The following is a 26,435-nucleotide window of genomic DNA, read 5'->3' as shown; positions in this document are numbered from 1 at the left end:
ACCATGGACGAGCTGGAGAACGCTCTCCGCTGGGCGGAGGAGAACCTGAAGGCCGAGTACGTGGAGCTCCGCTACGAGGACCTGAGGAAGACCACCCTCGGGCTCAAGGACGGTGTCTTCACGAGCTTCACGGGAAAGCTCCACAGGGGCGTCGCCATACGCGTTCTGGCGGACGGCGCCTGGGGGTTCGCGTCGACCACCCAACTCGAGAACCTCGAGAAGAAGATCGAGGAGGCCTACAAGCTGGCGAGGGCGGCCGCGGAGACGAAGAAGGAGAAGATAGAGCTGGCCGAGGTGAAGCCGGTCCAGGACTTCGTGGTCAGCAGGATGAGGGTCAGGCCGCGGGAGGTTGACGTCGAGGAGAAGGTCGCCCACCTAATCGAGCTGGAGAAACTTCTCAAGGAGGACAAGGCCGTCAAGAGCGTCCAGGTGAGGTACGAGGACGGCGGCGGCAAAAAGCTTCTGCTGACGAGCGAGGGCACGAGGATAGAGTGGGACTACAACTACCTCTACCAGGGGACGTACGTTACAGGAAAGGCCGACGGAAAGCTGGCGATGGCCAGGGACGGCATCGGGGCCGTTGACTACGGCTGGGAGCTCATGACCGAGAAGGAGCCGAACGAGAAGGTCGCCGAGAGACTGCTGAGGAAGATGCACAGCCAGCTAAGGGGCGTTGCCCCGAAGCGCGGCGAGTTCCCGATAGTCGCGGGGCCGATAACAGTCGGCATCATAGCGCACGAGGCCCTCGGACATCTGGCCGAGGCGGATCTGACCGTGAACTCGCCCTTCAAGGACCTCATAGGGAAGCAAATAGCGCCCGAGTACGTGACGATGAGCGAGCGCTACGTCGAGGGCGGCTTCGGAAACGACAAATACGACGACGAGGGCGTTCCGGTTAGGGACATCCACATCATCGAGAACGGCGTGCTGAAGGAGATAATGCTCAACCGCGAGTACGCGCACAGGTGGGGCATGGAGCCGAACGGTCACGCGAGGGCCGAGAGCTACCGCTACCCGCCGATAATCAGGATGAGGAACACGGTCTTCGAGCCCGGCGACCACTCCTTCGAGGAGCTCATCGAGGACATCAAGTTCGGCTACTACGTGGTGGACTTCCGCGGCGGCCAGGCCCAGCTCAACAGCGCCTTCCAGGTCGGCGTCCAGGAGGGCTACGTCATCAGGAACGGCGAGATAGCCGAGCCGATAAGGGACACGTCCATAACGGGGGTGGCCATCGAGGCCCTCAGGAAGATATCCGCCGTCGGAAAGGACTTCGGCATCGAGACGGGCTTCTGCGGAAAGGGACAGACGGCCTTCGTCAGCTCGGGCGGCCCGCACATGCGCTTCGACGGGGGAATCCTCATCGGGTGAGGTGGTGAAGATGGAGAACCTGATAAGGTACGGCGAGAGGTTTTTCGACGAGCTCGAGATTGCAGTTTACCGCTCAAGGGACGTTAGCGCGAGCGTCGAGCTCAACGAGATATCGATGGCCTCCACGAGGGGCGGGGCCGTGACCGTAATCCGCGGGATAAAGAACAGGCGCCTCGGCCTTGCCATCATCGACAGCGACGAGCCGGAGAGGGTGAAGAAGGCCATAGACCTGGCGAGGGAGATGGCGAGGCTCAACAGCCCGGACGAGAAGTGGGTCTCCCTCCCCGATCCAGGGAAGTACAGGGAAGCGCCGAAGCCGAACTACGAGCTTAAGGAAGCCTCTCCTGACAAACTCGTTGAGATGCTCGTTCGGGGCATAAAGCTCGCCCGCGAGAAGGACCCAAACGCGGTCGTCGCGGGAGGAGAGGGCGGCGTCTCCTGGAGGGAGGAGCGTATCGTCAACTCCCATGGCGTAGACGTCTCGCAGGAGGGCGGCGCGGCCTTCCTGTTCCTCGAGCTCGTGGGAAGGAAAGGGGACGTCGTGACCCCTGGAATCTTCGACTTCGACGCGAGAAGGGACCTGAACCTCGACGTCGAGGGAATCGTGGAGAAGGCCGTCCAGAAGGTCAAGTGGGCTTACAGCGTGAAAGCAAGCAAGAACGAGGAGGTTCCGGTGATACTTGGGCCCTGGGCCATCGCCGGGCTCTTCAGCTACGCCCTCCTCCCGGCCTTCAGCGGTGAGAGGCTGGTGAAGGAGACGACGCCGCTCGCCGGAAGAATAGGTGAGAGGATAGCGAGCGAAACCCTCACGATGTACGACGACCCGTTCCACGAGCTCTCGATACAGCCGGTGATAGCCGACGGCGAGGGAGTGCCGACGAGGAAGAACGTTCTGATCGAAAACGGAACCTTCAGGGGCTTCGTCTGGGACAATTACTGGGCGAAGGTCCACGGCACGGAGAGCACCGGAAACGGAAAGCGCGACCTTAGAAGCGGCGGGATAAGCATAGGCTTCCACAACGTGGTCATAGAGAAAGGAAAGCGCTCCCTTGAGGACATGATAGCCGAGATCGACCGCGGCTACTTCGTGGACGGCTTCCAGGGGGCCCACTCCAGCAACCCGGACAACGGGAACTTCGCGGTGACGGCGAACCCGGCCTTCCTCATCGAGGACGGCGAGGTCAAGGGCGCGAGCGTCTTCCTCATGGCGGGAAACGTCTACGACCTGCTTAAGGAGGCGAGCGAGGCCTCGAGGGAGCAGACGGTGATACCCTTCATGACGACCATGATAACGCCCTTCGTGAGGTTCGAGAACGTGAGGATAGCCGGGAAGTGATTTTTGGCCTTTGTGTTCTTTTTATTATTCGCTTTTATGGTCTGTTAAGTATCTCTCCGGGTAGCGCTCAGGACGTAACCTATTTTAATCGTCCCATCCTATTTCATAACCGGTGATATTTAAGGAGTTCAAGAAGAGCGGCGGGACTTTTGAGGAGTGGAGGCAATGGTACCTGCAAAAGCATCCAGAAGCGATCGAGGAAGCTAAAGAAGGTCGCAGAGGAACTCAATGGGAGTTACGAGCCCGCCAAACCCAAGGACGAGTCAAAGGGAATCGATGGATTCATCATAATTGGAGAGCAGAGAATCCCTGTTTCAATAAAACCGGAAACCTACCTCAAAACAGGAGAAACATCTGCCCGAAAAACTCGAAGGTTACTTGATAACCTACTCCAATATCCTCAAAATGTTCAATGATCTTAGCGTGATTCGGGAACAACCTGAAGTTTCCGTTGAGCTTTCTTGTCGCATCGCCGATGTTGATGCAGGCTATTCCTCCTGGGATAAGGACACGATGTATCTCCTTAGGGAGGTGAGGTTTAAGCTCTTGACGATCTGTTAAATGGTAGTTCAGACTTCATCCACAGTCTGATTTAATCCACGCTTTTCGGCGAAACGCTACTTCAGAACCCTGAAGTCCACCGCGATGTTGAACTGCCTCGGCGCGTATGGGCGGACCTTTCGCCTCTCGAGGATCTCAACCCCAAACCCCAGCTCTCCGGCGACGGCCTTTATCTTCCCCTCATGCTCCGAGAAGAGATCCTCCTCGGGGCCGAAGCCGTAGTAGTGGACGATGCCACCGTTCCTGACGCTCAGCATCGCCTCCCGCAGGAAGCGGTCCGCGAACTTGGGGAGGTTCATTACGACGCGGTCGGCCTCGACTCTCCCCGCGACCTTCCGAACGTCCCCGAGGATGGGCACGACGTTGTTAGTCCTGTTCAGCCTTACGTTCTCCTCGAGGTAGCGGACGGCCCAGGGGTTGATGTCACAGGCGAAGACGAGTTCAGCTTTTTTCGCCAGGAGTATCGAGTAGGGACCGACGCCCGCGAACATGTCGAATACAACCTCTCCCGGCCGGGATTTTCTAAAAATCCTCATCCTCTCCGTTGCCAGGCGGGGGGAGAAGTAAACCCTGGAAACGTCGAGCCTCAGCCTTATTCCGTTCTCGCGGTGGAGGGTTTCGGTCCTTTCCTCTCCCGCGAGGTGAACGAGCTCTCTAACCCTGTACTCGCCGGAGACTTTACCCCCCTTGGCGAAGACGGCCCTTATGTGGCGGTGGACCTTTAGGATGGCCTCGCCGATGGCCTTTCCGTATTCCATCAGCCCCTCGGGGAGCTCGATTATGGCTATATCCCCGATTACGTCGAAGGAGCTCGGGAGGAGGGGTTTCAGTTCCTCCGGAACCTCAACGACCTCGCGGTAGCTGTGGGCTCTCCTCTCAGCGGGTTCGAACTCCGTCTCGACGATCTCGAACCCTTCGATAGGCCCTTTTACGGGGAAGATCAAAAATTCACCCTCTCTCCTGATTTTACGCCCAGTATCCAGGAGACCGAGCTCTGCGAGCAGTCTCCTTACCCTCTCCCCATCCCGCCTGTGGACCCTAACCCCCATCATCAAGGGTATGGCGGTAGTTGAGTCTAAAAAGTTTGCGTGTTTGCACGTGTGCGGTTACGAGCTTGGCATCCATAACCGTCATTTCCTCAAGGATTTCTCGGGCCGTTGTCAACTATTAGCATGAGTAAATGGAAACGATTTTTAACCTCTCGCCTCCCCTACTATCTGGATAAAATATCCAATAGGTGAGAACGATGAGCGAGGAGCCAAAGGCATTTGATGGGGTTATGGCGGAATACTCAAGGTGGGGCAGTCTGGACGTTCTGGAGAACGCGAACCGATATCCCGGGCCCACAGGCTTTTTCGCCCACGTTATGGAGGGTGCCCTGAAGGAACACCTCTCTTTGATTCCAGGGGAGTACCTGCGGGCACATTCCGGGGGCGACGTTTACATCCACAAACTGCCCTACAGCCTCTACATACCCTACTGTTCGGGACACAGTGTCTCCAGGCTCCTTGAGAGGGGCCTCAGTACACCCACCGTGAGCTCCAGGCCCGCCAGGCACTTCGATACCTTCGTGGATCACGTGGCCAACTACCTCGTAACCATGCAACACTACTTCTCCGGGGCACAGGCGCTCTCGAGCGTGGAATGGTACGCCGGGCCCTTCATCAGGAAGGACGGCCTGGATGAGCGGCGGATAGAACAGCAGATACAGAGGCTGGTCTTCAACCTGAATTACCCGTCGAGGATCGGCATGCAAACCCCCTTCACGAACTTCACCATGACACTGGACGCCCCGCGGAAGATGCTGGAAGGCGATTACGCGGTTTACGGAGGCAAAAACATCGCGCCGCTTGGAGAGTACGAGGAGGAAGCGAAGAAGTTCGTGATAGCGCTGACGAACGTCCTAAAAGAGGGCGACGCGAAGGGTCAGCCCTTCACTTTCCCGATACCCACCATAATGACGACCGCGGATATGATCTGGAACGATCCGGAGGTCTTCGAAGCGGTCTTCACAACCGCCGCCAAGCGGGGAAGCTTTTACTGGCTCAACACAAACGTTGTTGACCCCGATGCGAGCTACGCCATGTGTTGCAGGATCGTGATAGACAAGAACGAGATGGATTACACTTTCGGCATTGGAAAGGGTGTGGAAGAAACGGCCATGGAACGGATGGAACGTCAGCGTTTCGGGGGTCTCTGGGCGATGCCCGACATCACCGGCTCCGTGAACGTGACCACCGTGAACCTTCCGAGGCTGGCGCTCAAATCGAAGGGCGACGACGATAGATTCTGGGAGGAGTACGAGAGAACCCTGTCGATGGCACACGATACCACCTCGTGGTTCCGCGAGCGTTATGTTAGGCTTTTAACCAACTACCCCCTGGTGTACGGGATGATACTGAGATACCTCGAGGAGTTCCCGTCGAGTCATTTCAACACAATAGGCATTCTGGGACTCCCGGAGGCCGCGGCCATCTACCTCAACAGCCCCGAGCTGTGGACGGAGGGAACGAGAAAGGAGTGGGCCAGAGCCACGGAGCTCATGGCTAAAATGGTGGAGTTTGCCACGGAGAGGGCAAGGACATGGATGAAGGAGGAGGGAACCCCCTGGAACGTGGAGGAAGTGCCGGGTGAGAGCGCCGCGGCAAAGCTCGCGATAAAGGATCTGAGGGAGTTCCCCGACCTTAAAGACTACCTCACAGACGTGGAGAACCCCATCTATTCAACGAGCATAGCCCCCTACTACGGGGAGCTCGAGCTGGCGGACAGGATACGGATAGAGGAGAGGGTCCAGAAGACCTTCACCGGTGGAGTCATGATGCACATATTCCTCGGAGAGGAACCCGACCCGGAGGCCCTGGCGAGGCTCACCAAACGGCTTCTTAAAACGGAGCTCGTCTACTGGAGCTACACCCCTGCGGTAACGGTGTGCAACGGATGTGGATACTCGACGACTGGCCTCTACACCCACTGTCCGCGTTGCGGGAGCGATAGCGTGGAGATATGGAGCAGGATAATCGGTTACTACAGGCCGTTGAGGAACTGGAATCCATTCAGAAAGAGGGAGTTCTGGACGAGGAGGCACTACTCCCCCTGATTTCCTATGAATTTTGGTCGGGTGATGCCCATGCTCACGGCAGGGTGGAAGAGCGTCAGTATGGTGGACGTCCACGGAAAAGTCACTTTCACCCTGTGGCTCTGCGGGTGCAACCTGGAGTGCCCCTTCTGCCACAACTGGGTGATAGCTGAAGGGAAAGGGTGCACCGGGCTGGACGAGGCCCGACTCATGGAAGACCTGCGGGAAAGCGCATTTCTGATCGACTACCTGCACATAACCGGGGGAGAGCCCCTCCTCCAGTGGCGGGAGCTGGTGCCCCTGCTGAGGAAGGTCAAGGAAACCGGCGTTAGGATCAGCCTGAACACTAATGGAACGCTCGTGGGGCCCCTGCGAAAGCTTGTGGATGAGGGTTTGATTGACCACGTGGCCACCGACCTGAAATCCCCGCCGTTCCACCTCTACGGGCTCCCGGAAGAGGTAAGCTGGAAACTCTGGGGGCTTTTCCTCCGGAGTCTCGACATTATAACCGACAGCTCGATTCCCCTGGAACTCAGGATCCCGGTGCCCAGGGGTTTCCCCGCGGGCGAGGTCTTGAGGTACATCGACGAGGCCCTCGGCCATCTCGAGGGACACGGGGATTTCTACGTGGTTCTGAACCCCCTGATAGGTCCCCCAATGGTCTCCCCGAGGGATGAAGGGTGGTGCGGTGTTCATTGCTCCCCAAACGGAGAGCTTGAGGTTATACGCCAACATCTGAGGCGTTACGGCGTACGTTTGGTGCTAAATCGGACTCTCTCCCATGACAATACCGAAAAACTTTTAAGTCCTGCCAAGGGTTAGGAGAGTGGACGCGCCACTGCCCCGGTGGTGTAGCCCGGTCAAACATGCGGGCCTTTCGAGCCCGCGCCCCGGGTTCAAATCCCGGCCGGGGCACCAGAATTCTGCCGAATTTACTACCTGTTAAGCCCCGTCAGGATGCTTCCGAGTATTATGAGGATCACCCCCATCCAGCGGCTCATTCTCACCGGTTCATTGAGAACCAAAACCGCCAGCACGGTGGTTACAACGTAGGCCAGGCTCAAAAGAGGATACATCAGGCTCACATCCAGCATCGAGAGGCCAATTAGCCACAGGATCGAGGATCCCAGATAAAGGGCGATGCCGGCCAGGATGTACTTATTGGAGAGCACGAGTTTAACCGTCCTGAGGGACAACAGCCGGTCCATGGTATCGAGACTTCCGACCGCGTTCATCCCCACCTTGAACAGTATGGGGGTAACACCGCTGATCAGTATGCAGGTTCCCAAAACACCATACGACAGGAGCTTCACTCACCTCACCTCCATAACTACCACATCTCCCACAGTATAAACGGGATGGGCGACGCACGACATGTTAGTCCTTCCCCACTTTTGAAGCACGAATGGGTCAACTACTATGTACTTAACTCTGTACCTTCTTATTACCGATTCCTTCTCCTTGCAGTTCCCCGCGAACAATGTTCTAAGGTCATGTCTTCGTTTTTCGTTGTTGAGGAAGACGTTGCCGTGTCCGTAGAGCGTTGCAATTATCGGCCTGCCCGTCATGGCGTTTAGCATCATCCCAGCTTCCTCACTGGTCGCCACAACGTCATCGCGCCCGGTGTTCTGGATGATCCAACTGGCGATTTCAGGGAAATGCTCCGGTGGATAGTAGTGATCGAAATCCATCTCCGATACCTTCACGAAGCCATCACCGTTCACGGAGTCCCAAAAGTTCAATGCCCCCGCAAGCGGGAGCACAATAAGCAGAGTGCCGAGGACTACGGCTTTAACTTTAATGCTGGAGACATCAACCCCCGAGATGCCGTAAGCCGACAGCAGGATGTAGGAGTAAGGGAGAAGTCCGGTGAATCTGGACGACCAGAGCTCGATTCCAAATGGCTTCAGGAGTATGGGAGAGAGTCTCGCGAGCCAGATTAGGACAATCAAGATCAGGAGTTCGTCAGCGTAAGGATCTCTCCGTCTGGCCCACTTTAACAGGCCAACGCCAACAAAAGGAAGGAGATAAAGGGATGGCATAAGGCTAAGAAGCTTTTTCTCAGGTGTATCGGTCTCCCAGAATCGGTATATGTCTTCTATTCGGGGTGGATTCTGGGCGTGGAGCGCTGCGTTGATTACGAACGGCAGGAATACAAGGAAGGAGACAAGAAGGGGGATCAAATAGCGTTTATCGCGCTTGATCATGAACATAACCAAAGGAAGGCCAGCGATCGGGAGAACGAACCCGAAGTGCGTCCAGAACGCGAACCCCATGGCGAGCCCGGAGAGCCAGAACCTCGACCTTGCGAAGAGGAAGAAAGAGATGAGACCGAGCAACGGAGCCAGTTCCTTGGGGTTCGGGTATCTATGTGCAGTCAAAAGCAGAAACGAAAGGGCCATAGCCCCGATTCCAGCCAGCCCTCCCCACAGCTCTTTGGCCACGTAGAAAACAACGAGAAGCATGGAGATCGTGAACACCACCTGGAGGAATATCATGCTCTCCTCTATTGAGAACCCCAAAACCTTTGAGGTTCCTGCCACGATGAGGTGATAGAGGAAGGGGTACCAGTTGGGCGGAACGTTGTAGGTCTGATCGAGAAAGGGGTTTCTCCCGAGGAGTATCCCCCTTGAGATCGCGGCGTGGACGAGGGTGTCACCCCCGATAATGTAACCGGGAGGAGTCCTACGGGTCAGGAAGTAGGGGAACGTTATGAGGGCGGCTAAGCCAAGAAGGTAGGCCAAAAGCACGGTTAGCTCCTGCTCCATTAAACCCTTGAAACCTTCATTCTTTGACCTCATCACAGGCGAACTGGGATTAAAGTATTAAAAACTTGGCCCAAACCGCGCAAACCTTTTAAACCCCAGTCCGACCCCCAACCGATGACCATGAAAACGCTCGCCGATGTTCTCAGGGACGCGTTGAGGGAGAGGGGAATCGAGAGCTTCGGGGTGCTCTCAAAGCGGTTCCGGAAGTCAAGGAACAAACTCCAGGACGTCGCGCTTGAGATGATCAACGGCAAGGGCGCCATCTTCCGCGTTCCGGAGAAGACCTCGGTCGCCTGGGACCTGAACGGCAACCGCGTGGAAGGCTCCCACTACGCCTACGCGCCCCTCTGCATGGCGGAGAAATTCGAGATCGTTCTCTCTCCGGAGGAGCTCCGCTCAAGGCTCCCGGAGTGGCCCCGCTTCGTGATCGACCTCTCGCTCTGGGGGGAGCACACTCAAAAGGAAAAGGGCAAGGTATGCCTCCAGGTGATCCAGAGCTACGGTCTCCTGAAGGAGCGCTTCACGGGGAGGGAGCTCGTCGTCGCCCCCGCCAACGAGGAGTTTAAGAGGCTCTTCTACGGCCCACTCGACAGGATAACGGCCTACGAAGGTTCCACTGCTGAGTTCCTGAAGGAGAACGGCATCGACGAGGTCGTCCTCCTCGACCCCTGGGCGGACGAGGTTTTAGGCGAGGACGACCTCAGGGCCAAAGCGTTCGTCATAGGCGGCATAGTTGACACCTCCGGAAAGAAGAGGGGGGCCACACCGAAAATAGGCGAGGAACTCGAGAGAGGGGGAATTAAAGTCCGCAGGCGGAAGATAGTCCTGAAGGGGGACGTCATCGGCGTCCCGGACAGGATAAACAGAATCGTCGGGATAATCCTCGCCATGATGGTGGAAGGGAAGTCGATGGACGAGGCCGTTTACGGGTTCCAGGAGCCGCTCCACGCCCGCTGGCGCCTCAGGAAGGAACTTCCGCGGCGGGCGATTCGCTACAAAATCAACGGCAAAACCTACCGGGTCGTCGAGAAGGAGCTCTTCGACGAGTACTCACGCTGGCTAAGGATACGGTGGGAGGACTTCGTTAAGGTTTTGCAAGAGCTCGACCTGGTGGCCCTCGAGCGGAGACGGATCCACCACCTGAACAAGATATCGAACCCTCGGGTGATAAACGGAAAGCTCCACCGCGTCATCCTCCTCAAAAAGGCCGCGATGCTGTGCTACAACTGCTGAATCCTTCCGTATAAGTGGAAATTCAAACGAGACGGGAAGCAAAAGAAAACCGGGGGAAAGGCGGGGAATCAGAAGAACACTATCACCGCGTCCCCGACAACGGCGGTCTCGACCTCTTCACCCTCGCTGAACACCGCCTTCCTGATGACGATGTCGTCTTTGCTGAGCTCGACCTTCTGCCCGTCGACCTCGAACTCGACCTTTCCGTTCTCCTTAAGTGACTTCGCGACCTCCACCGCGTTCTCCTTGAGGTATGCGGTTATCTTCGGCACCAGCTTTCCGTACCTCGGCCCGACCGTCCTGAAGTTGGGCTTTATCTCCGTGATGCGCTCCTCGAGCTCGGGCTCGCCCTTGATGATCTCGAGCCTCTCGATGTTCATGGTTCCCGCGATGTCCCCCTCGATGCTCTTTAATGCCCCGTAGCTCTCGGTGGCGTAGATGGCCACGTGTTTGAGCTTGGCGTTAAGGGACAGGCCGTGACCGTTCTTGTAGCGCCTCATGGCGCCGATTATCTCCCTCGCCAGCTCTCCAAGCCTCTCGGCCTCCTCGCTTATTCTGCCCTCGTCGTACTTCGGCCACTCGAGGAGGTGCACGCTCTTCGCACCGACGCGGTTCCTGAAGATCTCCTGATAGAGCTCCTCGGTTATGTGGGGCGTCAGGGGCGCGAGCAGGAGCATAACGTTGTAGAGCAACTCGTAGAGCGCCGCCTTAGCCTTCAGCTTGCTCTCCTCGTCCTCCCCGTAGAGGCGGTGCTTTATCATCTCGATGTAGTCGTCGGCGACCTCATGCCAGACGAAGTTCATAAGCTCCCTCGTGAGCAGGTTGAAGCGGTAGCGCTCCATCTCCTCCGTGGCGAACCTGATGAGACGGTGGAGCCTGCTCAGTATCCAGCGGTCGAGCGGCTCGAGCTCCTCCGGGGCGTTGCCCGGGTCGAAGTCAGACAGGTGTCTCTCGGCGAAGCGGTAGATGTTCCAGACCTTCTGGAGGAAGCGGTAGTTGTAGTCAACGGTCTCCCACTTGAAGGGGTGGTCCTCTCCGGGCGGTGCAAGGGCGGTCCAGAGCCTGAGGGCGTCGGCGCCGTACTTGGGAATCACCTCGTCCGGGGCGACAACGTTGCCGTAGCTCTTGCTCATCTTCCTGCCGTCCGGGCCGGCCACCATTCCGTTGATGAGGACGTCGTTCCAGGGCTTCTCGCCGGTGAGGGTGTACGTCCTGAATATCGTGTAGAACGCCCACGTCCTTATGATGTCAGTTCCCTGGGGCCTCAGCGCGGTCGGGAAGTTGTGCTCGAACCAGCGCTTTGCCTCCTCGTTGCCCTTGATGGCCTCGTGCCACCTGCTTATTATAAGCGGCGTTATGCTCGAGTCGACCCAGCAGTCGAGGACGTCGGTTACGGGCTCGAGTTCGGCGCCGCAGACGGGGCACTTATCGACGGGGGGCTTGTCAAAGCGCGGGTCGACGGGAAGGTCCTCTTCCCTGGCTGGGATCACGTGGCCGTTCTTGCATACCCAGAAGGGGATGGGCGTTCCAAAGACCCTCTGGCGGCTTATTACCCAGTCCCAGTCCATCGACTCGGCCCAGTCCTTCAGGCGGAGGAACATGTCGCTCGGGTACCAGTTTATCTCCTCGGCCACCCTGACTATCTCGTCCGTGAAGTCCCTCACCTTGATGAACCACTGGGTCTTGGGGAGCAGTTCGATGGGCGCCATACAGGAGCTCCTCTCGGTGTGCCTCAGCACGCGGTGGTGTATCCTCTTCCTGTCGTAGAGCAGGCCCATCCTCTCGAGGTCCTTCGCGATGGCCTCCCTCGCCTCCTCCGTCCTGAGGCCCCTGTACGGCCCGGCGTTTTCGTTCATAGTCCCGTCCTCGTTGATGGCTATGATGACGGGCAGGTTGTAGCGCTTCTGCCAGACGACGTCCTGTTCATCACCGTAGGTACAGTTGTAGACCGCTCCCGTTCCGAACGATGGATCGACGTCCTTATCGGCCAGAACCGGAACCTCGCGCTCGAATATCGGGAGCTTCACCTTCTTGCCGACAACCTCTTTGTACCTCTCATCGTCCGGGTGGACGAAGACGGCCACACAGGCAGGCATGAGCTCGGGCCTCGTCGTGGCTATGGGGACGTGACCGGAACCGTCGGCGAGCGGGAGCTTGATGTAGTAGAGGTAACCGTCCTCCTCGACGTAACCCACTTCCGCCTTGGCGAGGCTCGTCCTGCAGCGCGGGCACCAGTAGACCGGGTGCTTGTCGCGGTAGAGCATGCCCTTCTTATAGAACTCGAGGAGCGATTTCTGGACGGCGGCTTTGTAGTAGTCGTCCATCGTGTGGTACTCGAGGTCCCAGTCGGCGGAGTAGCCTATCCTTATGAACTGGTTGCGCATGGCCTCGATGGCCTGCCAGGTCCACTCGACACACTTCTCGAGGAACCTCTCGGGCTCGTCCTTGCCGATTCCGAACTCCTTCTCGACCTTGAGCTCGGTCGGAAGCCCGTGGTTGTCGAAGCCCTGCGGGAAGAGCACGTTGTAGCCTGTCATCCTCTTGTAGCGGGCGATTATGTCTATCCAGGTGTGGCTGAGCACGTGGCCGAGGTGGAGCGTTCCGCTCGTGAACGGCGGGGGCGTGTCTATCGCGTAGCTCGGCCGCTTTTCGTCCAGCTCGTACTTGTATACCTTCTCGTCCAGCCAGAACTTCTGCCACTTCGGCTCTATCTTTTCGGGCTCGTAGGTCTTGGGAAGCATGTTACCACCTCTCCGTTTTCTGAAGATGGACTAACCTCAGAAGGGACTTTTAAAAACCTTGGCGATGGCGGTGCCGGAGCGCGGGCTAACCGAGAAGCGCGGAACGCGAAACTAAGGGTCGGAATCGGCGTTACGGTGGACGATAGGCACCACCAGCGTATAGAAGTGGGCAGGGGTTTAAAAAGTTTGGGGTGCCCTGCCTTTCAATCCTCCCCCGGCAGATGGGCGTAGAACAGGGCCCCCACCTCCTCGACCCATCCGCCCCCGCCGTCGAAGCACTTCTCGAACCGCAGGTTCCCGCACTCGAGCACCCCGCAGTTCCCCTCGACCTTTTTGAAGCGCCCAACGACCCGGTACTTCGGAAGGCCCCCGTTCCGTGGTTCTTCCTCTATCTCGAACCTCCTTTCTCGCGCGGGTCTCGTGGCCCGGGAGTACTGTAGATCGATAATCACGTCCACGTACGAGTTCTCCCGGCCAACGAGCCTCAAAACGTCCCTTGAATCGGGAACGAAAATCACCATCGCCTTCCCAACCGGTTCCACGAGGAAGACCGCCTCCCCCGAGTGAACCATCCCCCTGTAATCGGTGAAGGGGTGTAGAGAGAGCAGTTTGAGCCTGCTTATCACAGCGTCCACGCCTCCGTCACCCCTCCCCTTCCATCAGGTAACCGTAGAACCTGACCCTCCTGAGCTCGACCCACACGCTCTTCGCGGGCCTTGTATCGGGCTCCAGCCTCTCGAGCCAGTCCACTTCGGAGATGTCTATCCTGAGGGCATCCCGTATGAAAAACCTCCTCCCGTTCCGGGCCTCCATCTGCCCGTAGAGGGGGAACCTGAGATTCCCGCATTCGAATATTCCTCCCTCGGGCTCGAAGATCCTGAAGAGACCCACGAGGCGGTAGCGCTCCGCACCGGTTTCGGAATCCGGCGGTTCCCGGGCTATGAGCGGTTTCCCGGGGTTCTCTGCGTTAAAAGCCTTAAAACCCAGCGGCTCGATGTCCATATCCACGTATCGACCCTCGAGTTTTGAGATTTCCTCTGCCTGCTCCCCCAGCGGGACGAAAACGCTTACCCTCACGTTCAGCGGCTCCACGAGGAAGACCGCCTCCCCCGAGTGGATCACTCCCTCGTGGTCCCTAATAGGTGCAAAGGAGAGGAGCAGGAGTCTGCTGGGCACGGTGAAGTCCTCGTACACCGGTTAAACCTCCTTCTAATTTAAACCTCCTTCAAATTATTTGCCCATCGATTACTTCAAGTTATCGATCAGTTGTGATCTAAAGTACTCCTTAGCTCTGCTTAAAGGAACTTACCTCAATCCTTCAGCCCCATAAATTCGAAAATAACACCAACGATTTTTAGACTAACCTAAGTCAAATTATCTAAATGACTTTCTGTAATTTCCCCGCTCCTGCTCAAAGACGTTCTCAACTTCCCGAAACGCCTCGATGAGCACCTCATTCTCCTCCGGCTTCCTGACCGAGAAGCGGACGAACTCGTGCAGACCGAAGCTCCCGCAGTCCCTCACGAGGATGCCCCTCTCCTTCATGGCCTCGACGAACCTTTTCGCGTCCCCAACGCGCTTGACGAAGAAGTTGGCGTCGCTCCCAACCCCGAGGGCCCGTTCAAGCCTCTCCTTCTCGCGCCATATCAGCGGCATCGTCCTCCGCAGGTGCTCGAAGCCGTCCCTGAGGAGAAACTCAAGGAAGGCCGCGCCCGCTGAGCCTATGCCCCAGGGCATCCTCACGCTTCTAAATGCCCCCTTAAAGCCCACGACGTAACCGACCCTTATCCCTGGCAGGCCGTAGCTCTTGGTGAAGGTCCTCAGCTTGACTATTTTATCTCCCTCCGGGCTCTCCGGCCTCCGAACGAAGTCTATGAAGGCCTCGTCCAGAACGAGGAGAGCGTTTTCCTCCTCCACCGCGTCGAGGAGCGGTTTGAGCTCTTTAACCCTGTAAAACCTCCCGTCAGGGTTGTTGGGGTTGCAGAAGAAGACCACGGATTCATCCTCGACGAGCCCCGCCAGTTCCCCCGGTTCGTTGGGTCCCCTGACGACCTCCGCCCCAAAAAGCCTCGCGACCCTCTCGTACTCGCCGTAGGTGTGGCGCGGGATTATCGCCTTCTTGAAGCCCCCGCGCGCGAAGGTTAGTATGCCGAGGAGATAGAGCGCCTCGGTGATACCGGCCGTCACTGTCAGCGGTTCGCCGACGAGTGCCTCGAGCTCCCTCTCAAGGCTTTCGTAGTAGGGGTAGCGGTTGCTTATCTCCCCGGCGCGTTCGAACATTTCCCCGAGCCATTCGGGTTCGTAGGGGTTCAGTGAGGCAGAGAAGTCGAGTAAACCCTCCTCCCTCGCACCCCCGTGGTAGGTCGAGAATCTCAAAGGTTCAAGCATGGACACACCCCCGTTGCGATGATTGAAGCGACGATGAGGATCCATTCTGCAACAACAATCCTGTAAACCCTCAACGCCAGCTTTATGTCGTCGTTGGTCGGTTCCCGCCCGGGAAAGCGATAGACTCCACGTTTTTCGAGCATGACGCCCAGAACGGCGCCCATGGCGGCGATGGGCTTGTCCGAGTTGATCTTAAAGCGGGCGAGGCGGTAATGCCCGAGAACCCTCCTCCAGCCTAAGGGCAGGTAGAGGAGAACCGTCAGGCGGGCCGGGATGAAGTTGAGGACGTCGTCCAGCCTCGCAGCGAACTTGCCGAAGAACTCGTAACGCTCGTTCCTGTAGCCGATCATGGCGTCGAGCGTGTTAACGGCCCGGTAGACCATGGCCCCGGGAAGGCCGAGGAGAAGGAAGTAGAACAGCGGGGCGACGACCGAGTCGTTCAGGTTCTCCGCGAGGCTCTCTATCGCCGCCGAGTTTAAATGAGTTTCATCGAGCTCCCTCGTGTTCCTGCTCACTATCATCGAGACGGCCTTTCTCTTCTCGCCGAGGTCGTCCGTTACCGTCCTCGCCACGTGCTCGTGGAGACTCCTTACCGCGAAGGAGCTCTTGAGGAAGTAGAGCGCCAACGCGTAGCTGAGCGGAGGGGGAAGGCGGAACGGCAGAAGCGAGAGGGCGAGCGCGAAGGCCACCACAACCAGCGTCAGCAGGGTTCCCGCAAAGAAGTCCGGGAGCGGGCCCCTCCTCCATCGCTTATCGAGAAAGCCCACTATTTTGCCGTACCACACTACCGGGTGGACCAAAGAGGGCGGTTCGCCCAGGAGCAGGTCCCAGAGGAGCGCGAGGGCAAAGACGACTAAAGCTTCCATTCCCCGAAAACCTCCTTAACCGCTGAGTATTCCTCAACGAGCTCCCCGTTCGGTTCCCTTACACCCCTCCGCACGTACCAGGCGGGATGGTGCAGGTAGGTGAACCCGAAGCCGAGCCGTTTCATGGCCTTCTCCGCGGTCTTCCCGACGGCGAAGATGGCCTTCGGCCCCACGATCTCCAGCTCCCGCCGAAGGAGCTCAAGCGCTCCCTCCCCGAAGCCCCTCAGCCTGTTGCCCGGCGGGTTGCACTTCACGACGTTGGTTATGTAGACGAAGTCCGGGTTGACGCCCAGGGCGAAGAGCGTCTTCCTGAGGAGCATGCCGGATGCGTCCCGGTAGAAGGGTATCCCCGTCTTCCCACAGCCTTTCCTCCCGGGTGCCTCGCCGATTAGAACGACGCCGGAACCCGCCCAGCCGCTGGCAAAGGGCAGTCCCTCGAACTCTCCAATCTCGAGCTGGTACTCGTGGTACTCCCTGCGGCAGAACCTCAGTGGCTCCCTCAGGAACTCCCGGTAGAGGGACTCGAGTTCCTCCGCGGTTCTTCTGTCCCCCTCGCTAACGACGAGGAAGCGCTCCCGCGGGTTGTATATCGTTCTCGCGTAGGTCCCGTAGGTCTTCTCGTCCAGAGCCAGAAAGTCCCTCCAGTCCCTGATGGCCAGGGGCATAACCCTGAGATTGTCGGGGTTTAGGTAAACTCCGCCGATTCTCCGGAGCTTTCTGAAACTGAGGAACATAATGGATAAAAAGTCCATGGCCTTTATAGGTTTGGTGGTCGAATGGAAACCGACGGAAATTCAAGGGGCGTCGCCTTCTTCTCGGGCGGCAAGGACGGGCTCTACGCGACCCACCTGGCCGAGAAGGAAGGGATAACAGTTCCATACCTGCTCGTCCTCAGGACGACCATAGGGCTCTCGCCTCACTACGAGAACCTGAGCGAGCTGGAGAAACTCGCCCGGGCTATGGGAAAGGAGCTTCTTGTTTTTGACATGGCAAGGGGGAGCGAAGCTTTAGCGGAGTTCATAGCCTCGCTCGGCGTCGATTACCTCATCGCGGGTGACGTTCTGCTCGAGGACCACCTGAGGTGGGTGGAGAAGCTGGCGAAGAGGGCGGGCGTCGAGGCTCTGGAGCCGCTCTGGGGCCGGGACACGCTCGAGCTCGCGGGGGAGATGCTCAACGAAGGGTTCGAGTACGCGATAATCGCCGTCAACAGGAAGAAGCTCTCAAAAGAATGGCTCGGCTACACCTTCCGCTCGGTTGGGGATTTAGAGCGGTTCCTCGAGGCGAACCCGGGCATCGACCCCGTCGGGGAGTTCGCCGAGTTCCACACGGTCGTTCTGAGGTGTCCACTCTTTGGGGGGAGCTTTGGGCTGAGGGCCAAGGAGAGGCGCGAGAGCGAGACGTATCACTGGCTGAAGTTCGAGCTGGTGAGAGGATGAAGGTTGAGGAGATCCTCGCGAAACTCGAATCCGCCGGCGTAACCCTCGAGAGAATGCTCGACGCCGCGATGGAGCTCTACATCGGCGAGAATCCAGATGGGGTAAGGGAATCGCTGAGGGAGACGATGCTCCGCTATCTCGAGGATGTAAACGTCCAGTCCCTCCTGATGGCGGCGCTCCTCCTCGAGGAGAGCTTCGAGGTCGAGGGCGATCCGGTTAACCTCGTGGCGGACGAGCTCATCGGGATAGACATAGCGGAGTACGTGGGCGGGAAGATGGCGCTCTTCAACTTCTTCTACTACGACACCAGAAAACCGGGGATCCTGGCGGAGCTCCCGCCCTTCCTGGACGACGCCATCGGCGGCTTCATAGCGGGGTGCATGACGAGGCTCCTTTCGGGGGATTGGTATGAGAAACGTCCTGCCCTTCATGACGCGGGTGCCCGTTGAGGGCGACTTCGAGATGGCCCGAAGGGAGCTCTGGAGCTTCCCACTTATCTCCCTGGTGAGCTCCGCCCTCCCAACGCTCATCCTCTATATGAGGCTCCCCCTCTCGAACATCCTGGCGGTTTTGGCACTCTACCTCACCATCGGCCTCCTCCACCTCGACGGCCTGGCGGACTGGGCCGACGGGATAATGGTCAAGGGAGACCGCGAGAGGAAGGTAAGGGCCATGAAGGACCTTAACACAGGGATAGCCGGTGTTTTCGCCGTGGTGACGGTTCTCCTCCTGCAGGTTTACGCGCTCCCCTTCCTCCCGTTCTACGGTCTCTTCCTGGCGGAGCTGAACTCCAAGTTCGCCACCCTCTTGGCAATGGCAACCAAAAAACCCCTCGGAAACGGTTTAGGGGCCTACTTCATGGAAGGGATGAACAGAAAACAGCTCTCCATCGGAACCCTTCTTTACGTCTCCTTGCTCCTCCCGCCGGTCATCTACAACCCCCTCTCGCTCTCCTCGCTCTTCGGACTCTTAACGGGTGGTTACGTCGTCCACCTGTCCCTGAGAAACTTTGGGGGTCTGAACGGCGACTGCCTCGGAGCGACTGCAGAGGTGGCGAGGGCCGGAGCGCTCATCGGGATGGCCTTCGCGTGGGCTTACCTGGGTGGGTAACACTGCCTCCCGAATGGCTCGCCATATCCAACCGGTGTTTTCGGTTTTAATGAGAGTAGGGATCTCTCACTTCAAACGGGATTGTAGCGAAGTACAACGTTTTTATAGAATCAACGCGGATTGATTAACTTAGAGCCCAACTCAACTCGGTGATTTAAAGATCGAGAACGGGAAGACGCAACCTTTCGTTTTTGGCAGATCCGATGTGAGGTGGGTCGATATGAGAAAGTCAACCCCCTTCGTGCTGGTTACCCTCCTGGTTTTCCTCGCCCTCGCACTGCCCGGTGCGACGGCTGGAGAATTGAACTACTGGGCAAAGCTCTACGGCGGAGAGAGCTACGACAGTCCCTGGGCCGTTGCGGTCGCCCCAAACGGTGACGTGGTCATCGGCGGCTATACCCAGAACTTCGGGGCCGGCGATGGAGACGCCTGGATACTGAGGCTTGATAAAAACGGCGCGGTGAGGTGGCAAAAGACCTGCGGTGGCGGTATGTGGGATGAGGTGGAGGGGCTCGCGGTCTCTCCCGATGGGGACATCGTAGCCGCGGGCTGGACCAGAAGCTTCGGCGAGGCCGACCATGCGTTGCTCCTTCGCCTGGACGGGGACGGGAACGTCAAATGGCAGAGGATATACGGTGAGAAATACGCGTACTACGCTAACGCCGTTGCGCTTACCCCGGACGGGGACATCGTGGTTGCAGGCTCCACCAACTCCCCCAGCGGGGGCGGAACCACCGACGTGTGGGTGGCCCGCCTGGATCCGGATGGCAACATCCGGTGGCAGAAGGTATACGGCGGAAGGGACAACGACGTGGCCTGGGCGGTTGCGGTGGCTCCAAACGGGGACATCGTGGTCGCGGGGGGAACCACCAACTTCGGAGCGGGTTATTACGATTTCTGGGTTCTCCGCCTCGATCCCGAGGGAAACCTAAAGTGGGGAAAGGCCTACGGCAAAGAGGACTTCGACGAGGCCTACTCCATCGCCATCGCCCCCGACGGCGGGATAATAGTCGGAGGAGTGAGCGAAGAGGACAGCTTTAACGACGCCCTGATAATGAAGCTCGACGGAAACGGAAGCGTCGAGTGGGCGAAGGCCCTGGGGGTGGAAGGTTACGACAACGACGCCACATCTCTTGTCATCACCAAAAACGGGGACGTTCTGGTGTCCGGGAGCTACCTCTTCCTCCTCTCGCCGGACGGGAAACTGAAGTGGGCCAAACGCGGCTACTGGAACTTTGCCCCCGATCCCGACGTGATAGCGTGGACCGACGTGAAGATGGCCCCCGATGGAAGCGTGGCACTCGTGGCGCCGGGAACGGACGGTCTCGTCGTTGCGAGGTTCGACGTCGCAACCGCCTCTGCTTACTCAGAGAAAGAAGGATGGCACGATGCGGGACTCAAGATCCACGATGCCCATCCCGCCGTCACGCCCGCGAGTGGCCCCGCAGGGGAAGGAACGGCGGGGGCCGGTGAGGTGGGATGTGAGGTTCACGACACCAGCGTTAACCTGAAGACGATATGGAAGCCCTCTACATCTTCCACTCCGTCCTCAACGACCCCAACTCAGTCCCAGACCGGGGAGGAGTCAACGAATCCGCCACAGAGCCAGACGGGCGGCGGATCGGGAATCTGCGGGCCCGGCTTCGTGGGACTGCTGGCCTTAGTGCCGCTGGCTGTGAGAAGGAAGGGACATCGGGATTGAAGTCCACGAGGGCGAACACCCTCTTTCTTTCCATCTTTTTCCGCGTTCCCTGCGAAATCACGGACGACAGTCGGAAGTCCTTTTAACACCTATCCCCTATTGATTCTCATGATAGTCATCATGGCCGGCGGGCGGTCGAGCAGGATGGGAGCGGAGAAGCCCGTCCTTCGCGTCGGTGGAGTCCCTATGCTCCTGAGGGTCTACCGCGAGGCAGGGAAGGTGGACGAAGTCCTTGTGGCCCTCTCGCGGAACACTCCAAGGACAAGGGAGCTGTGCCTCCGCGAGGGACTTCCCTTCGTGGAAACGCCCGGGAAGGGCTACGTCGAGGATGTAACGTACCTTCTCCGCGAGCTCGGCCCCTTCATCAGCGTCTCCTCGGACCTGCCCTTCGTTAAGGGTGGCGATTTCCGGGCCATGAAGAGGGCCTTCGACGGGCGGACGAGCCTGACCGGGGTTCTTCCGCTGAAGCTGGTTCCCGGAGACTTAAACCCCGTGACCTACAGGGGCTACGCGGTGGTGGGTTTAAATGCAGTCGGAGGAGAAGGGGAGCGGTTCCTCGAGCTGAGCAATCCCCTTTTAGCTTTGAACGTGAACACGCCGGAAGACTTAAAGCTCGCCGATAGAATAGCGAAGCTGGTGGGAAGATGAGGGGGAGCGAGGTTAAGGGCGCGTTGGTCTTCTTCCTCTTCCTGCTCCTGGTGGGGGTGCTGTTCTTCGGCTTCCTGCTCTTCGCGGTGGTTCTGATAGCGGTTGGTCTATTGCTCTTCATCGGCTTCTACGCATACCTGCGCCTGAAGCTCTGGTGGGCGAAGAGGCATCCACCGAAGGCCGAGGACTACCTTTAGAGCCCCAGCTCGCTCAGTATCCTGTCCACGTCGAGGTTCCGCTCCACCACTTCGGCGAACCGGTCTATCTCCTCCTCTATGCTCCAGCGCTCGACCGATACGGGCTCGAGGCCCCTCTCCTTTCTGATGAGGTTGAGGAACCTCCCGGTGAAGGCGAAGTTGTGGAATATCCCGTGGATGTAAGTCCCGAAGGCCCGCTCCCCGACCGCCCCCTCGGGTTCGAAGGTCCTCGCCCCGTTCACCTCCCTTATGACCGAGAAGGGTCTCCTTGAGAAGCTCCTGCCGAAGCGGATCTCGTAGCCCTCAACGCCCATCCCCAGTGCCGGTTTCCACAAAATTTCGGCCCTCAGGTGGTTCGTCCTCTTGGTCCTCTCGAAGACCGTCCTGGCTGGTAGAAGGCCGATCCCCTTAACGGCCCCCCTCCTCGACTCGACCTCGTCGATTATCACCTTCCCGAGCATCTGGAAGCCGCCGCAGACCCCTACGACGAAGGAACCCTCGCGGTGGGCCTCCCTGAGGGCGTCATCGAAGCCGTTTTCCCTCATCCAGAGAAGGTCCTCGACGGTGTTCTTGCTCCCCGGGACGATGATGACGTCTCCCTTCAGCTCTTCAGGCCTCGTGACGTAGTCAACGCCGTTGGCCCAGTGGAGCGGCTCGAAGTCCGTGAAGTTGCTTATGTGCGGGAGTTTGATTATCTGGATGTGGAGCTCGCCCTTAGCCTTCGGGAACTCGGCGAGGGAGTCCTCCTCGGGAAGGCGGTGCTCCGTGTAGGGGATGACGCCGAGGGTGGGCTTTCCGTAGCGCTCCTCGAGGTAATCGAGGCCCGGTTTGAGGAGAGACGCATCGCCGCGGAACCTGTTGAAGACGAAGCCCATAATCGCCTCCCTCTCCTCGGGCCTCAGCAGTTCCATCGTGCCGACGATGCTCGCGAAGCTCCCGCCCCTGTCGATGTCCGTAACGAGGAGCCCCCTGGCCTTCGCGTGGAGCATAACGCGGGTGTTGGCTATGTCGTAGTCTTTGAGGTTGATCTCGACCGGGCTCCCGGCCCCTTCAATTACCACGAGGTCGTGCTCCTCCTTGAGCCCGTCGAGAACCTTCATCGCCTTCCTGAATAGCTCCTCCTTGCGCGAGAGCATGTAATCGCGCGCGGAGACGCTCCCCATCGGCTTTCCCATGAAGACGACCTGGCTCCGCATCCCTCCCTCGGGCTTGAGGAGAATAGGGTTGAACCTCACGCTCGGCCTCTTTCCGCAGGCTATCGCCTGAAGGTACTGGGCGCGGCTTATCTCGCCGCCCTCGATGCTCGGGGCGGAGTTGAGGCTCATGTTCTGGCTCTTGAATGGAACGACGTCGTAGCCCCTCTTGGAGAGAATCCTGCAAAGGGCCGTCACGAGGAGAGATTTACCGGCACCGGACGAGGTTCCGAGCACCATCAGGGCCTTTCCCATTTCACTCACCAAATTCAATATACTTGAGTGCCTTACCTGTTAGTCTCTTCTCCCTGTCTTGGGTTGGGTTCGGACAGGAAATGAGCCGGGTGTTACCTACTTCGCTCACTTCCGTATGTTTTTCTCTCCTGATGGTGCGACTTAAAGGTTTTGGAACATGTTTCTTACCAATCCCCTTTTAGGTTCAAAGATGGATGGAGAGTTTCTTTGAGGTTTGAGGTTTTTATTGGATGGTATCAAGTTGTCTCGACCGTCTCCGGATTTCAAATAGTAAATTTTATAAATCAATAAAGGGCAAAATACTATGGTGATTATCTGGTGAGGAAGAAATCTCTGTTAGTAGTTTTAGTGTTGATTCTCCTTGGAGGGACCCTGGCGGGAGCCTTGAATTACACCGCGAGCAATGATGAATCCGTAACCAGAATCCTCGGTTACGACGTGTACAAGATAGAAGGCTCCGGCAATTATATCATCTACTACCCCCTCCCAAACGGAAGCGTCAAAATCCTCAAAAAAGGAAAACCAGGCTTCCTCCCAACCTTCGTGAAAGTACCAAGGCGAGAATGGGTTAAAGCCCTCTCAAACGATGAAAAAGCCCTCTACGCCCCACCAACCCCACTCATACTCTACGTCACCAAAAACGGAAAACTCGGAATCAAAAGCATGACCACCAGCAAGATCAAACTCGACGAAGAGAACGCACTCGACCTGAAAGGAAACACAAGCCCGAAGGGAAACATTGGAGTCCAAACCACCACCTCGTGCCCGCGAGGCTGGATGGACTTCGGAGGCAGGTACTGCCTAAACCCGCAGTGGGATCTGCAATTCGAAAGCACCGCAAAAACAAAAACCTTCAACGAATGGATATCAGTCATGGGCCTAAAAGTGGAGAACAACGTGGCAGAAAAAATGAACTTCGACTGGATTCTCGTGCTCAGCAGGAGTACTTACAGTTACTGGACGGTCGGAATCGACGTCGGACCCTTCACACTCCTCAGCGTATCCAGGGGAGCGCACTTCGACGGCTGGGGGCTGGACGTAGACTACCAATCGTTCAATGACCTTCCCGTTAATTCTGCCAGCTGGGAGAGGTACCTTAACATTAAAGTGGAGTACATTGTTGCCCACGCCAGAGTTTCAGCTTACGACAAGCTCATGGGGGAGTACGTGGATATTGATATGGCCCAGGTGTACCCGGTGAAGATCCACACCACCGGAAAGTACACGATATGGGAGTCTGCCACGGGGGGCACCTACTTTACAGAATCACAGGGGGAGAACGCTCCGAGGATCACCACGACCCCCAACATGTGGGGGATCTCGAAGGAGGCGGAATGGAGGAGGAAGTGGCTAAACGCCGGAAGCTGGGAGGGGGCCGTCTACGTCAGGCAATCTCAAAGCAGTGCCTTCTCCTCGAGCTCCAGTTTGAGCGTTCCGATAGGTTATGCAGGAGGAAGGTACCTCGCGGGCATAAACCCCACCCTTGGAAGACTGGCTAACGCGCTCAGCCTGACGATTGGATTCCATAAATACACGAACGCGGTTTCAATTGCAAAATACAGCGTTAATGTTAAGCCTGGAAAGGATTGTTATGCGATGTACAGTGTTCTGGGTGTTAAGGTGGGATCGAGTGGGTCAAAGGTTAATGTGCCTCTGGTGTTCAGTGTTATAACGGATGGCAAATCCCCGTCTCCGCCGTGTGATCCGAGGACGGGCATGTGTGCGACCTCCGAAGGGGGCATCGGGGGCTGAAGGTGTTTTTTTCATAACCCTCCGCTTTTTCTTTTGCATTTATCGATACCCCTTATGGTAAACGTTCGTCACGGGGTCACCGGGTTTACGGTTCGCCGAAGGGCATATAAATCCTTGGATAAAAAGTCCAGTGGTGATAGAATGGAGAGCCTCTTCCTCCTCGTCCTCGGAAACACCGAGATAAGCACCGTCCCCGGGATAAGCGTTGCCGGGGCGACGCCCGAGCTCACGAAGCTCACACCGATAGCCGATGCCGAGTATCTCTTCCACGAGAAGCCCCTGACCGTTGACGTCATCCCCGTAACCCCCGAGGGGTATCCAACGCCGGCGATAATCACCAAGGCCGCGAGGGAGCTCGCGGGATTCCCGATTCTGGTGGTTCGCGGGGGGACCTATCTGGCACCCCTCGTCCCTCACGTCCACGTCAGCAACGCCGTCGGCCGGGACTTCAGGAGGGGGCCGGCCCTCCCGGAGTTCGGCGATATAATCAAGCGGGCGAAGCTCCTCGGCGAGGAACTGGGCAGGTTGCCGGTGAAGGAGCTCGTCATCGGGGAGTCCACGCCGGGGGGAACGACGACGGCCCAGGCCGTCCTCTGGGCGCTCGGCTACGAGGCGAGAACCTCCTCCGCCTCCAGTGAGAACCCGCAGGCCCTCAAGGAGAGGGTCATCACAGAGGCCTTCAACAGGCTGGGAATAGCGAAGGGAGACCTGAAGGACAACCCGCTCGAGGCCCTGAGGCAGTTCGGCGACCCGATGATGGCCACCCTCATCGGCCTCTCCCTCGGATTTAGGGGAAGCGTCGTCCTCGCAGGCGGAACCCAGATGCTGGCGGTTTCGGCGCTCCTCAAAGCCCTCGGCGAGGACTTGGGCAGGTTCATGGTGGCAACCACCAAGTGGGTGGTGAACGACCCGAGCGCTACCTTCCTCGAAACTGCGAAGGGGATAGGGGTGATAACCTACTCGGCCGACCTCGACTTCTCGGGGAGCGAGTTTCCGGGCCTGAGAGCCTACGAGGAAGGCTACGTCAAGGAAGGCGTCGGGGCCGGTGGGGCCACGTGGCTCGCCGTTAAGGCCGGCTACTCACCGGAAGAGGTTTCAAGAAAGGTCGATGAGCTCTACGAAAGGCTCATGGAGATGAAGGGGGCTTAATGACGTTTTTTCTGCTCTTATACTTATCTTCGGCCTATTCAGTCTGTCATTTCCGCCTTGTCCTTTCCCATCTCCGCAGGCTCTCCTCGAGCGCTTTCCTGACGGCCCTTCCGATGCTCATCCCGAGGGCCGTGGCAGTTCCCGCCCACTCCACCTCGCCCTCGAAGGCGAAGACCCCGATGCCGTCGCTCGTCGTGCCCGTGGCGTTGTAGCCGAGCCTCAGCAGGGTGTAAGTTTTTGCCTCGGTCGCGGTCATTATCGCGTTGGCCATCGCCCCCACCGTTAATCCTTCGTTTATCACGAGCGCCACGTTTATCGTCCCCGGTTTCCAGGGAGGCGGTTCCTCGCCTGCGATGGCGGGGTTCGTGATCCCGGCGGTCACGTAGGCTTTAACGCTCCCGCTCCTCGCGACGGCCAGGACGTTCCTTACCTCGGCGGCCGTCATGAAGCCCACGAAGTCCCTGAGCCTGTGTTTCTCCTCGAATTCCGCGCAGTCCCGCTTATAATCGCCGGAGTAGTTCTTCGGGACCCTCATGAAGAAGAAGCCGTTTGCCCGTGTTAAACCCCCTCTGTGGGGCGCGTTGCTCAAGGATAGCATCGATCCATCGAAGGGCAGGATGAAATGCTCCGACTCCATGGGGGCACATCGGTTA

Annotated in this window: 24 protein-coding genes, 1 tRNA gene and 1 pseudogene; 15 read left to right on the top strand and 11 right to left on the bottom strand. The window is 58.2% G+C overall.

Annotated features, from left to right (window positions below; all coding sequences use genetic code 11):
- Positions 1-3: 3 nt before the first annotated feature.
- The 3 genes and pseudogenes from A3L02_RS04060 (at position 4) to A3L02_RS10330 (ending at position 3,123) form a co-directional block, all read left to right on the top strand.
- Complete coding sequence (locus A3L02_RS04060; RefSeq protein ID WP_088862743.1) at positions 4-1,371, top strand: TldD/PmbA family protein; 1,368 nt, start codon at positions 4-6, stop codon at positions 1,369-1,371.
- Between the two features lie 10 nt (positions 1,372-1,381).
- Complete coding sequence (locus tag A3L02_RS04055) at positions 1,382-2,707, top strand: TldD/PmbA family protein (protein ID WP_088862742.1); 1,326 nt, start codon at positions 1,382-1,384, stop codon at positions 2,705-2,707.
- A gap of 112 nt (positions 2,708-2,819) precedes the next feature.
- Positions 2,820-3,123, top strand: a pseudogene (locus tag A3L02_RS10330) (MjaI family restriction endonuclease).
- A 201-nt stretch (positions 3,124-3,324) separates the two neighbouring features.
- Here the strand turns inward: A3L02_RS10330 and trm5b are convergent.
- On the bottom strand, positions 3,325-4,320 hold the full coding sequence (trm5b, locus tag A3L02_RS04045; RefSeq protein ID WP_088862741.1) for a tRNA (guanine(37)-N1)-methyltransferase Trm5b: 996 nt from the start codon (positions 4,318-4,320) through the stop codon (positions 3,325-3,327).
- Positions 4,321-4,514: 194 nt separating this feature from the next.
- On the opposite strand from trm5b, the gene A3L02_RS04040 reads away from it, so the two are divergent.
- The 3 genes from A3L02_RS04040 to A3L02_RS04030 all read left to right on the top strand — a co-directional run bounded on the left by A3L02_RS04040 (position 4,515) and on the right by A3L02_RS04030 (position 7,262).
- Entirely contained in the window at positions 4,515-6,365 is a 1,851-nt protein-coding gene (locus A3L02_RS04040; RefSeq protein WP_088862740.1) for an anaerobic ribonucleoside triphosphate reductase, read from the top strand.
- Between the two features lie 30 nt (positions 6,366-6,395).
- Positions 6,396-7,166, top strand: a complete 771-nt coding sequence (locus tag A3L02_RS04035) for an anaerobic ribonucleoside-triphosphate reductase activating protein (RefSeq protein WP_088862739.1) — start codon at positions 6,396-6,398, stop codon at positions 7,164-7,166.
- Between the two features lie 18 nt (positions 7,167-7,184).
- Positions 7,185-7,262, top strand: a tRNA-Glu gene (locus A3L02_RS04030).
- Between the two features lie 17 nt (positions 7,263-7,279).
- Here the strand turns inward: A3L02_RS04030 and A3L02_RS04025 are convergent.
- Both A3L02_RS04025 and A3L02_RS04020 read right to left on the bottom strand, forming a co-directional pair.
- A complete protein-coding gene (locus A3L02_RS04025) occupies positions 7,280-7,657 on the bottom strand; it encodes an EamA family transporter (RefSeq protein ID WP_088862738.1) in 378 nt (125 codons plus the stop codon).
- A complete protein-coding gene (locus A3L02_RS04020) occupies positions 7,658-9,145 on the bottom strand; it encodes an ArnT family glycosyltransferase (RefSeq protein WP_237268639.1) in 1,488 nt (495 codons plus the stop codon).
- Positions 9,146-9,232: 87 nt separating this feature from the next.
- On the opposite strand from A3L02_RS04020, the gene trm10 reads away from it, so the two are divergent.
- Positions 9,233-10,345 carry a tRNA (guanine(9)-/adenine(9)-N1)-methyltransferase gene (gene trm10 / locus A3L02_RS04015; RefSeq protein ID WP_088862736.1) on the top strand — a complete coding sequence of 371 codons (1,113 nt, stop codon included), beginning with the start codon at positions 9,233-9,235 and terminating at the stop codon, positions 10,343-10,345.
- 68 nt (positions 10,346-10,413) lie between these two features.
- On the opposite strand, the gene A3L02_RS04010 is transcribed toward trm10, so the two are convergent.
- The 6 genes from A3L02_RS04010 to A3L02_RS03985 form a co-directional block, all read right to left on the bottom strand.
- Positions 10,414-13,086: a valine--tRNA ligase gene (locus A3L02_RS04010; RefSeq protein ID WP_088862735.1), complete on the bottom strand. Its 2,673-nt coding sequence runs from the start codon at positions 13,084-13,086 to the stop codon at positions 10,414-10,416.
- 203 nt (positions 13,087-13,289) lie between these two features.
- Complete coding sequence (locus A3L02_RS04005; RefSeq protein ID WP_088862734.1) at positions 13,290-13,721, bottom strand: hypothetical protein; 432 nt, start codon at positions 13,719-13,721, stop codon at positions 13,290-13,292.
- Positions 13,722-13,728: 7 nt separating this feature from the next.
- Positions 13,729-14,280, bottom strand: coding sequence for a hypothetical protein (locus A3L02_RS04000; protein WP_088862733.1), 552 nt, complete (start codon positions 14,278-14,280; stop codon positions 13,729-13,731).
- 180 nt (positions 14,281-14,460) lie between these two features.
- Positions 14,461-15,474: an aminotransferase class I/II-fold pyridoxal phosphate-dependent enzyme gene (locus A3L02_RS03995; protein ID WP_088862732.1), complete on the bottom strand. Its 1,014-nt coding sequence runs from the start codon at positions 15,472-15,474 to the stop codon at positions 14,461-14,463.
- On the bottom strand, positions 15,459-16,340 hold the full coding sequence (gene cbiB / locus A3L02_RS03990; protein ID WP_088862731.1) for an adenosylcobinamide-phosphate synthase CbiB: 882 nt from the start codon (positions 16,338-16,340) through the stop codon (positions 15,459-15,461). The genes A3L02_RS03995 and cbiB overlap by 16 nt, the downstream gene beginning before the upstream one ends.
- Positions 16,328-17,074, bottom strand: coding sequence for a uracil-DNA glycosylase family protein (locus A3L02_RS03985; RefSeq protein ID WP_088862730.1), 747 nt, complete (start codon positions 17,072-17,074; stop codon positions 16,328-16,330). Before A3L02_RS03985 ends, cbiB begins: the two co-directional genes overlap by 13 nt.
- A gap of 42 nt (positions 17,075-17,116) precedes the next feature.
- Here A3L02_RS03985 and A3L02_RS03980 point away from each other — a divergent pair, with 42 nt between their 5' ends.
- The 6 genes from A3L02_RS03980 to A3L02_RS03955 all read left to right on the top strand — a co-directional run bounded on the left by A3L02_RS03980 (position 17,117) and on the right by A3L02_RS03955 (position 21,433).
- Positions 17,117-17,776, top strand: coding sequence for a PAB0415 family putative ATP pyrophosphatase (locus tag A3L02_RS03980; protein WP_088862729.1), 660 nt, complete (start codon positions 17,117-17,119; stop codon positions 17,774-17,776).
- Positions 17,773-18,225 carry an alpha-ribazole phosphatase CobZ gene (gene cobZ / locus A3L02_RS03975; protein WP_088862728.1) on the top strand — a complete coding sequence of 151 codons (453 nt, stop codon included), beginning with the start codon at positions 17,773-17,775 and terminating at the stop codon, positions 18,223-18,225. The genes A3L02_RS03980 and cobZ overlap by 4 nt, the downstream gene beginning before the upstream one ends.
- Positions 18,185-18,886: an adenosylcobinamide-GDP ribazoletransferase gene (gene cobS / locus A3L02_RS03970; RefSeq protein ID WP_088862727.1), complete on the top strand. Its 702-nt coding sequence runs from the start codon at positions 18,185-18,187 to the stop codon at positions 18,884-18,886. Before cobZ ends, cobS begins: the two co-directional genes overlap by 41 nt.
- Before the next feature lie 220 nt (positions 18,887-19,106).
- Positions 19,107-20,588 (top strand): NHL repeat-containing protein, encoded by a 1,482-nt coding sequence (locus A3L02_RS03965; protein ID WP_088862726.1) that lies wholly within the window; start codon positions 19,107-19,109, stop codon positions 20,586-20,588.
- A 108-nt stretch (positions 20,589-20,696) separates the two neighbouring features.
- Entirely contained in the window at positions 20,697-21,236 is a 540-nt protein-coding gene (locus tag A3L02_RS03960) for an NTP transferase domain-containing protein (protein ID WP_088862725.1), read from the top strand.
- Complete coding sequence (locus tag A3L02_RS03955) at positions 21,233-21,433, top strand: hypothetical protein (RefSeq protein ID WP_088862724.1); 201 nt, start codon at positions 21,233-21,235, stop codon at positions 21,431-21,433. Before A3L02_RS03960 ends, A3L02_RS03955 begins: the two co-directional genes overlap by 4 nt.
- Here the strand turns inward: A3L02_RS03955 and A3L02_RS03950 are convergent.
- A complete protein-coding gene (locus A3L02_RS03950) occupies positions 21,430-22,881 on the bottom strand; it encodes a cobyric acid synthase (RefSeq protein WP_088862723.1) in 1,452 nt (483 codons plus the stop codon). The genes A3L02_RS03955 and A3L02_RS03950 overlap by 4 nt on opposite strands.
- A 318-nt stretch (positions 22,882-23,199) precedes the next feature.
- On the opposite strand from A3L02_RS03950, the gene A3L02_RS03945 reads away from it, so the two are divergent.
- The gene (locus tag A3L02_RS03945) at positions 23,200-24,633 is read left to right on the top strand and encodes a hypothetical protein (protein ID WP_237268638.1); all 1,434 of its coding nucleotides are present in this window, start codon (positions 23,200-23,202) and stop codon (positions 24,631-24,633) included.
- 141 nt (positions 24,634-24,774) lie between these two features.
- Positions 24,775-25,782: a nicotinate mononucleotide-dependent phosphoribosyltransferase CobT gene (gene cobT, locus A3L02_RS03940; RefSeq protein WP_237268637.1), complete on the top strand. Its 1,008-nt coding sequence runs from the start codon at positions 24,775-24,777 to the stop codon at positions 25,780-25,782.
- Between the two features lie 46 nt (positions 25,783-25,828).
- Here the strand turns inward: cobT and A3L02_RS03935 are convergent, their stop codons facing one another.
- Positions 25,829-26,419 carry an adenosylcobinamide amidohydrolase gene (locus A3L02_RS03935; protein WP_088862721.1) on the bottom strand — a complete coding sequence of 197 codons (591 nt, stop codon included), beginning with the start codon at positions 26,417-26,419 and terminating at the stop codon, positions 25,829-25,831.
- Between the last annotated feature and the right edge of the window lie 16 nt (positions 26,420-26,435).

It is taken from the genome of Thermococcus celer Vu 13 = JCM 8558, from assembly GCF_002214365.1.
Taxonomy (GTDB): Archaea; Methanobacteriota_B; Thermococci; order Thermococcales; family Thermococcaceae; genus Thermococcus; species Thermococcus celer.
The sequence above is the reverse complement of the archived record's forward strand: the minus strand, read 5'-3'. Positions and strand labels throughout refer to the sequence as shown.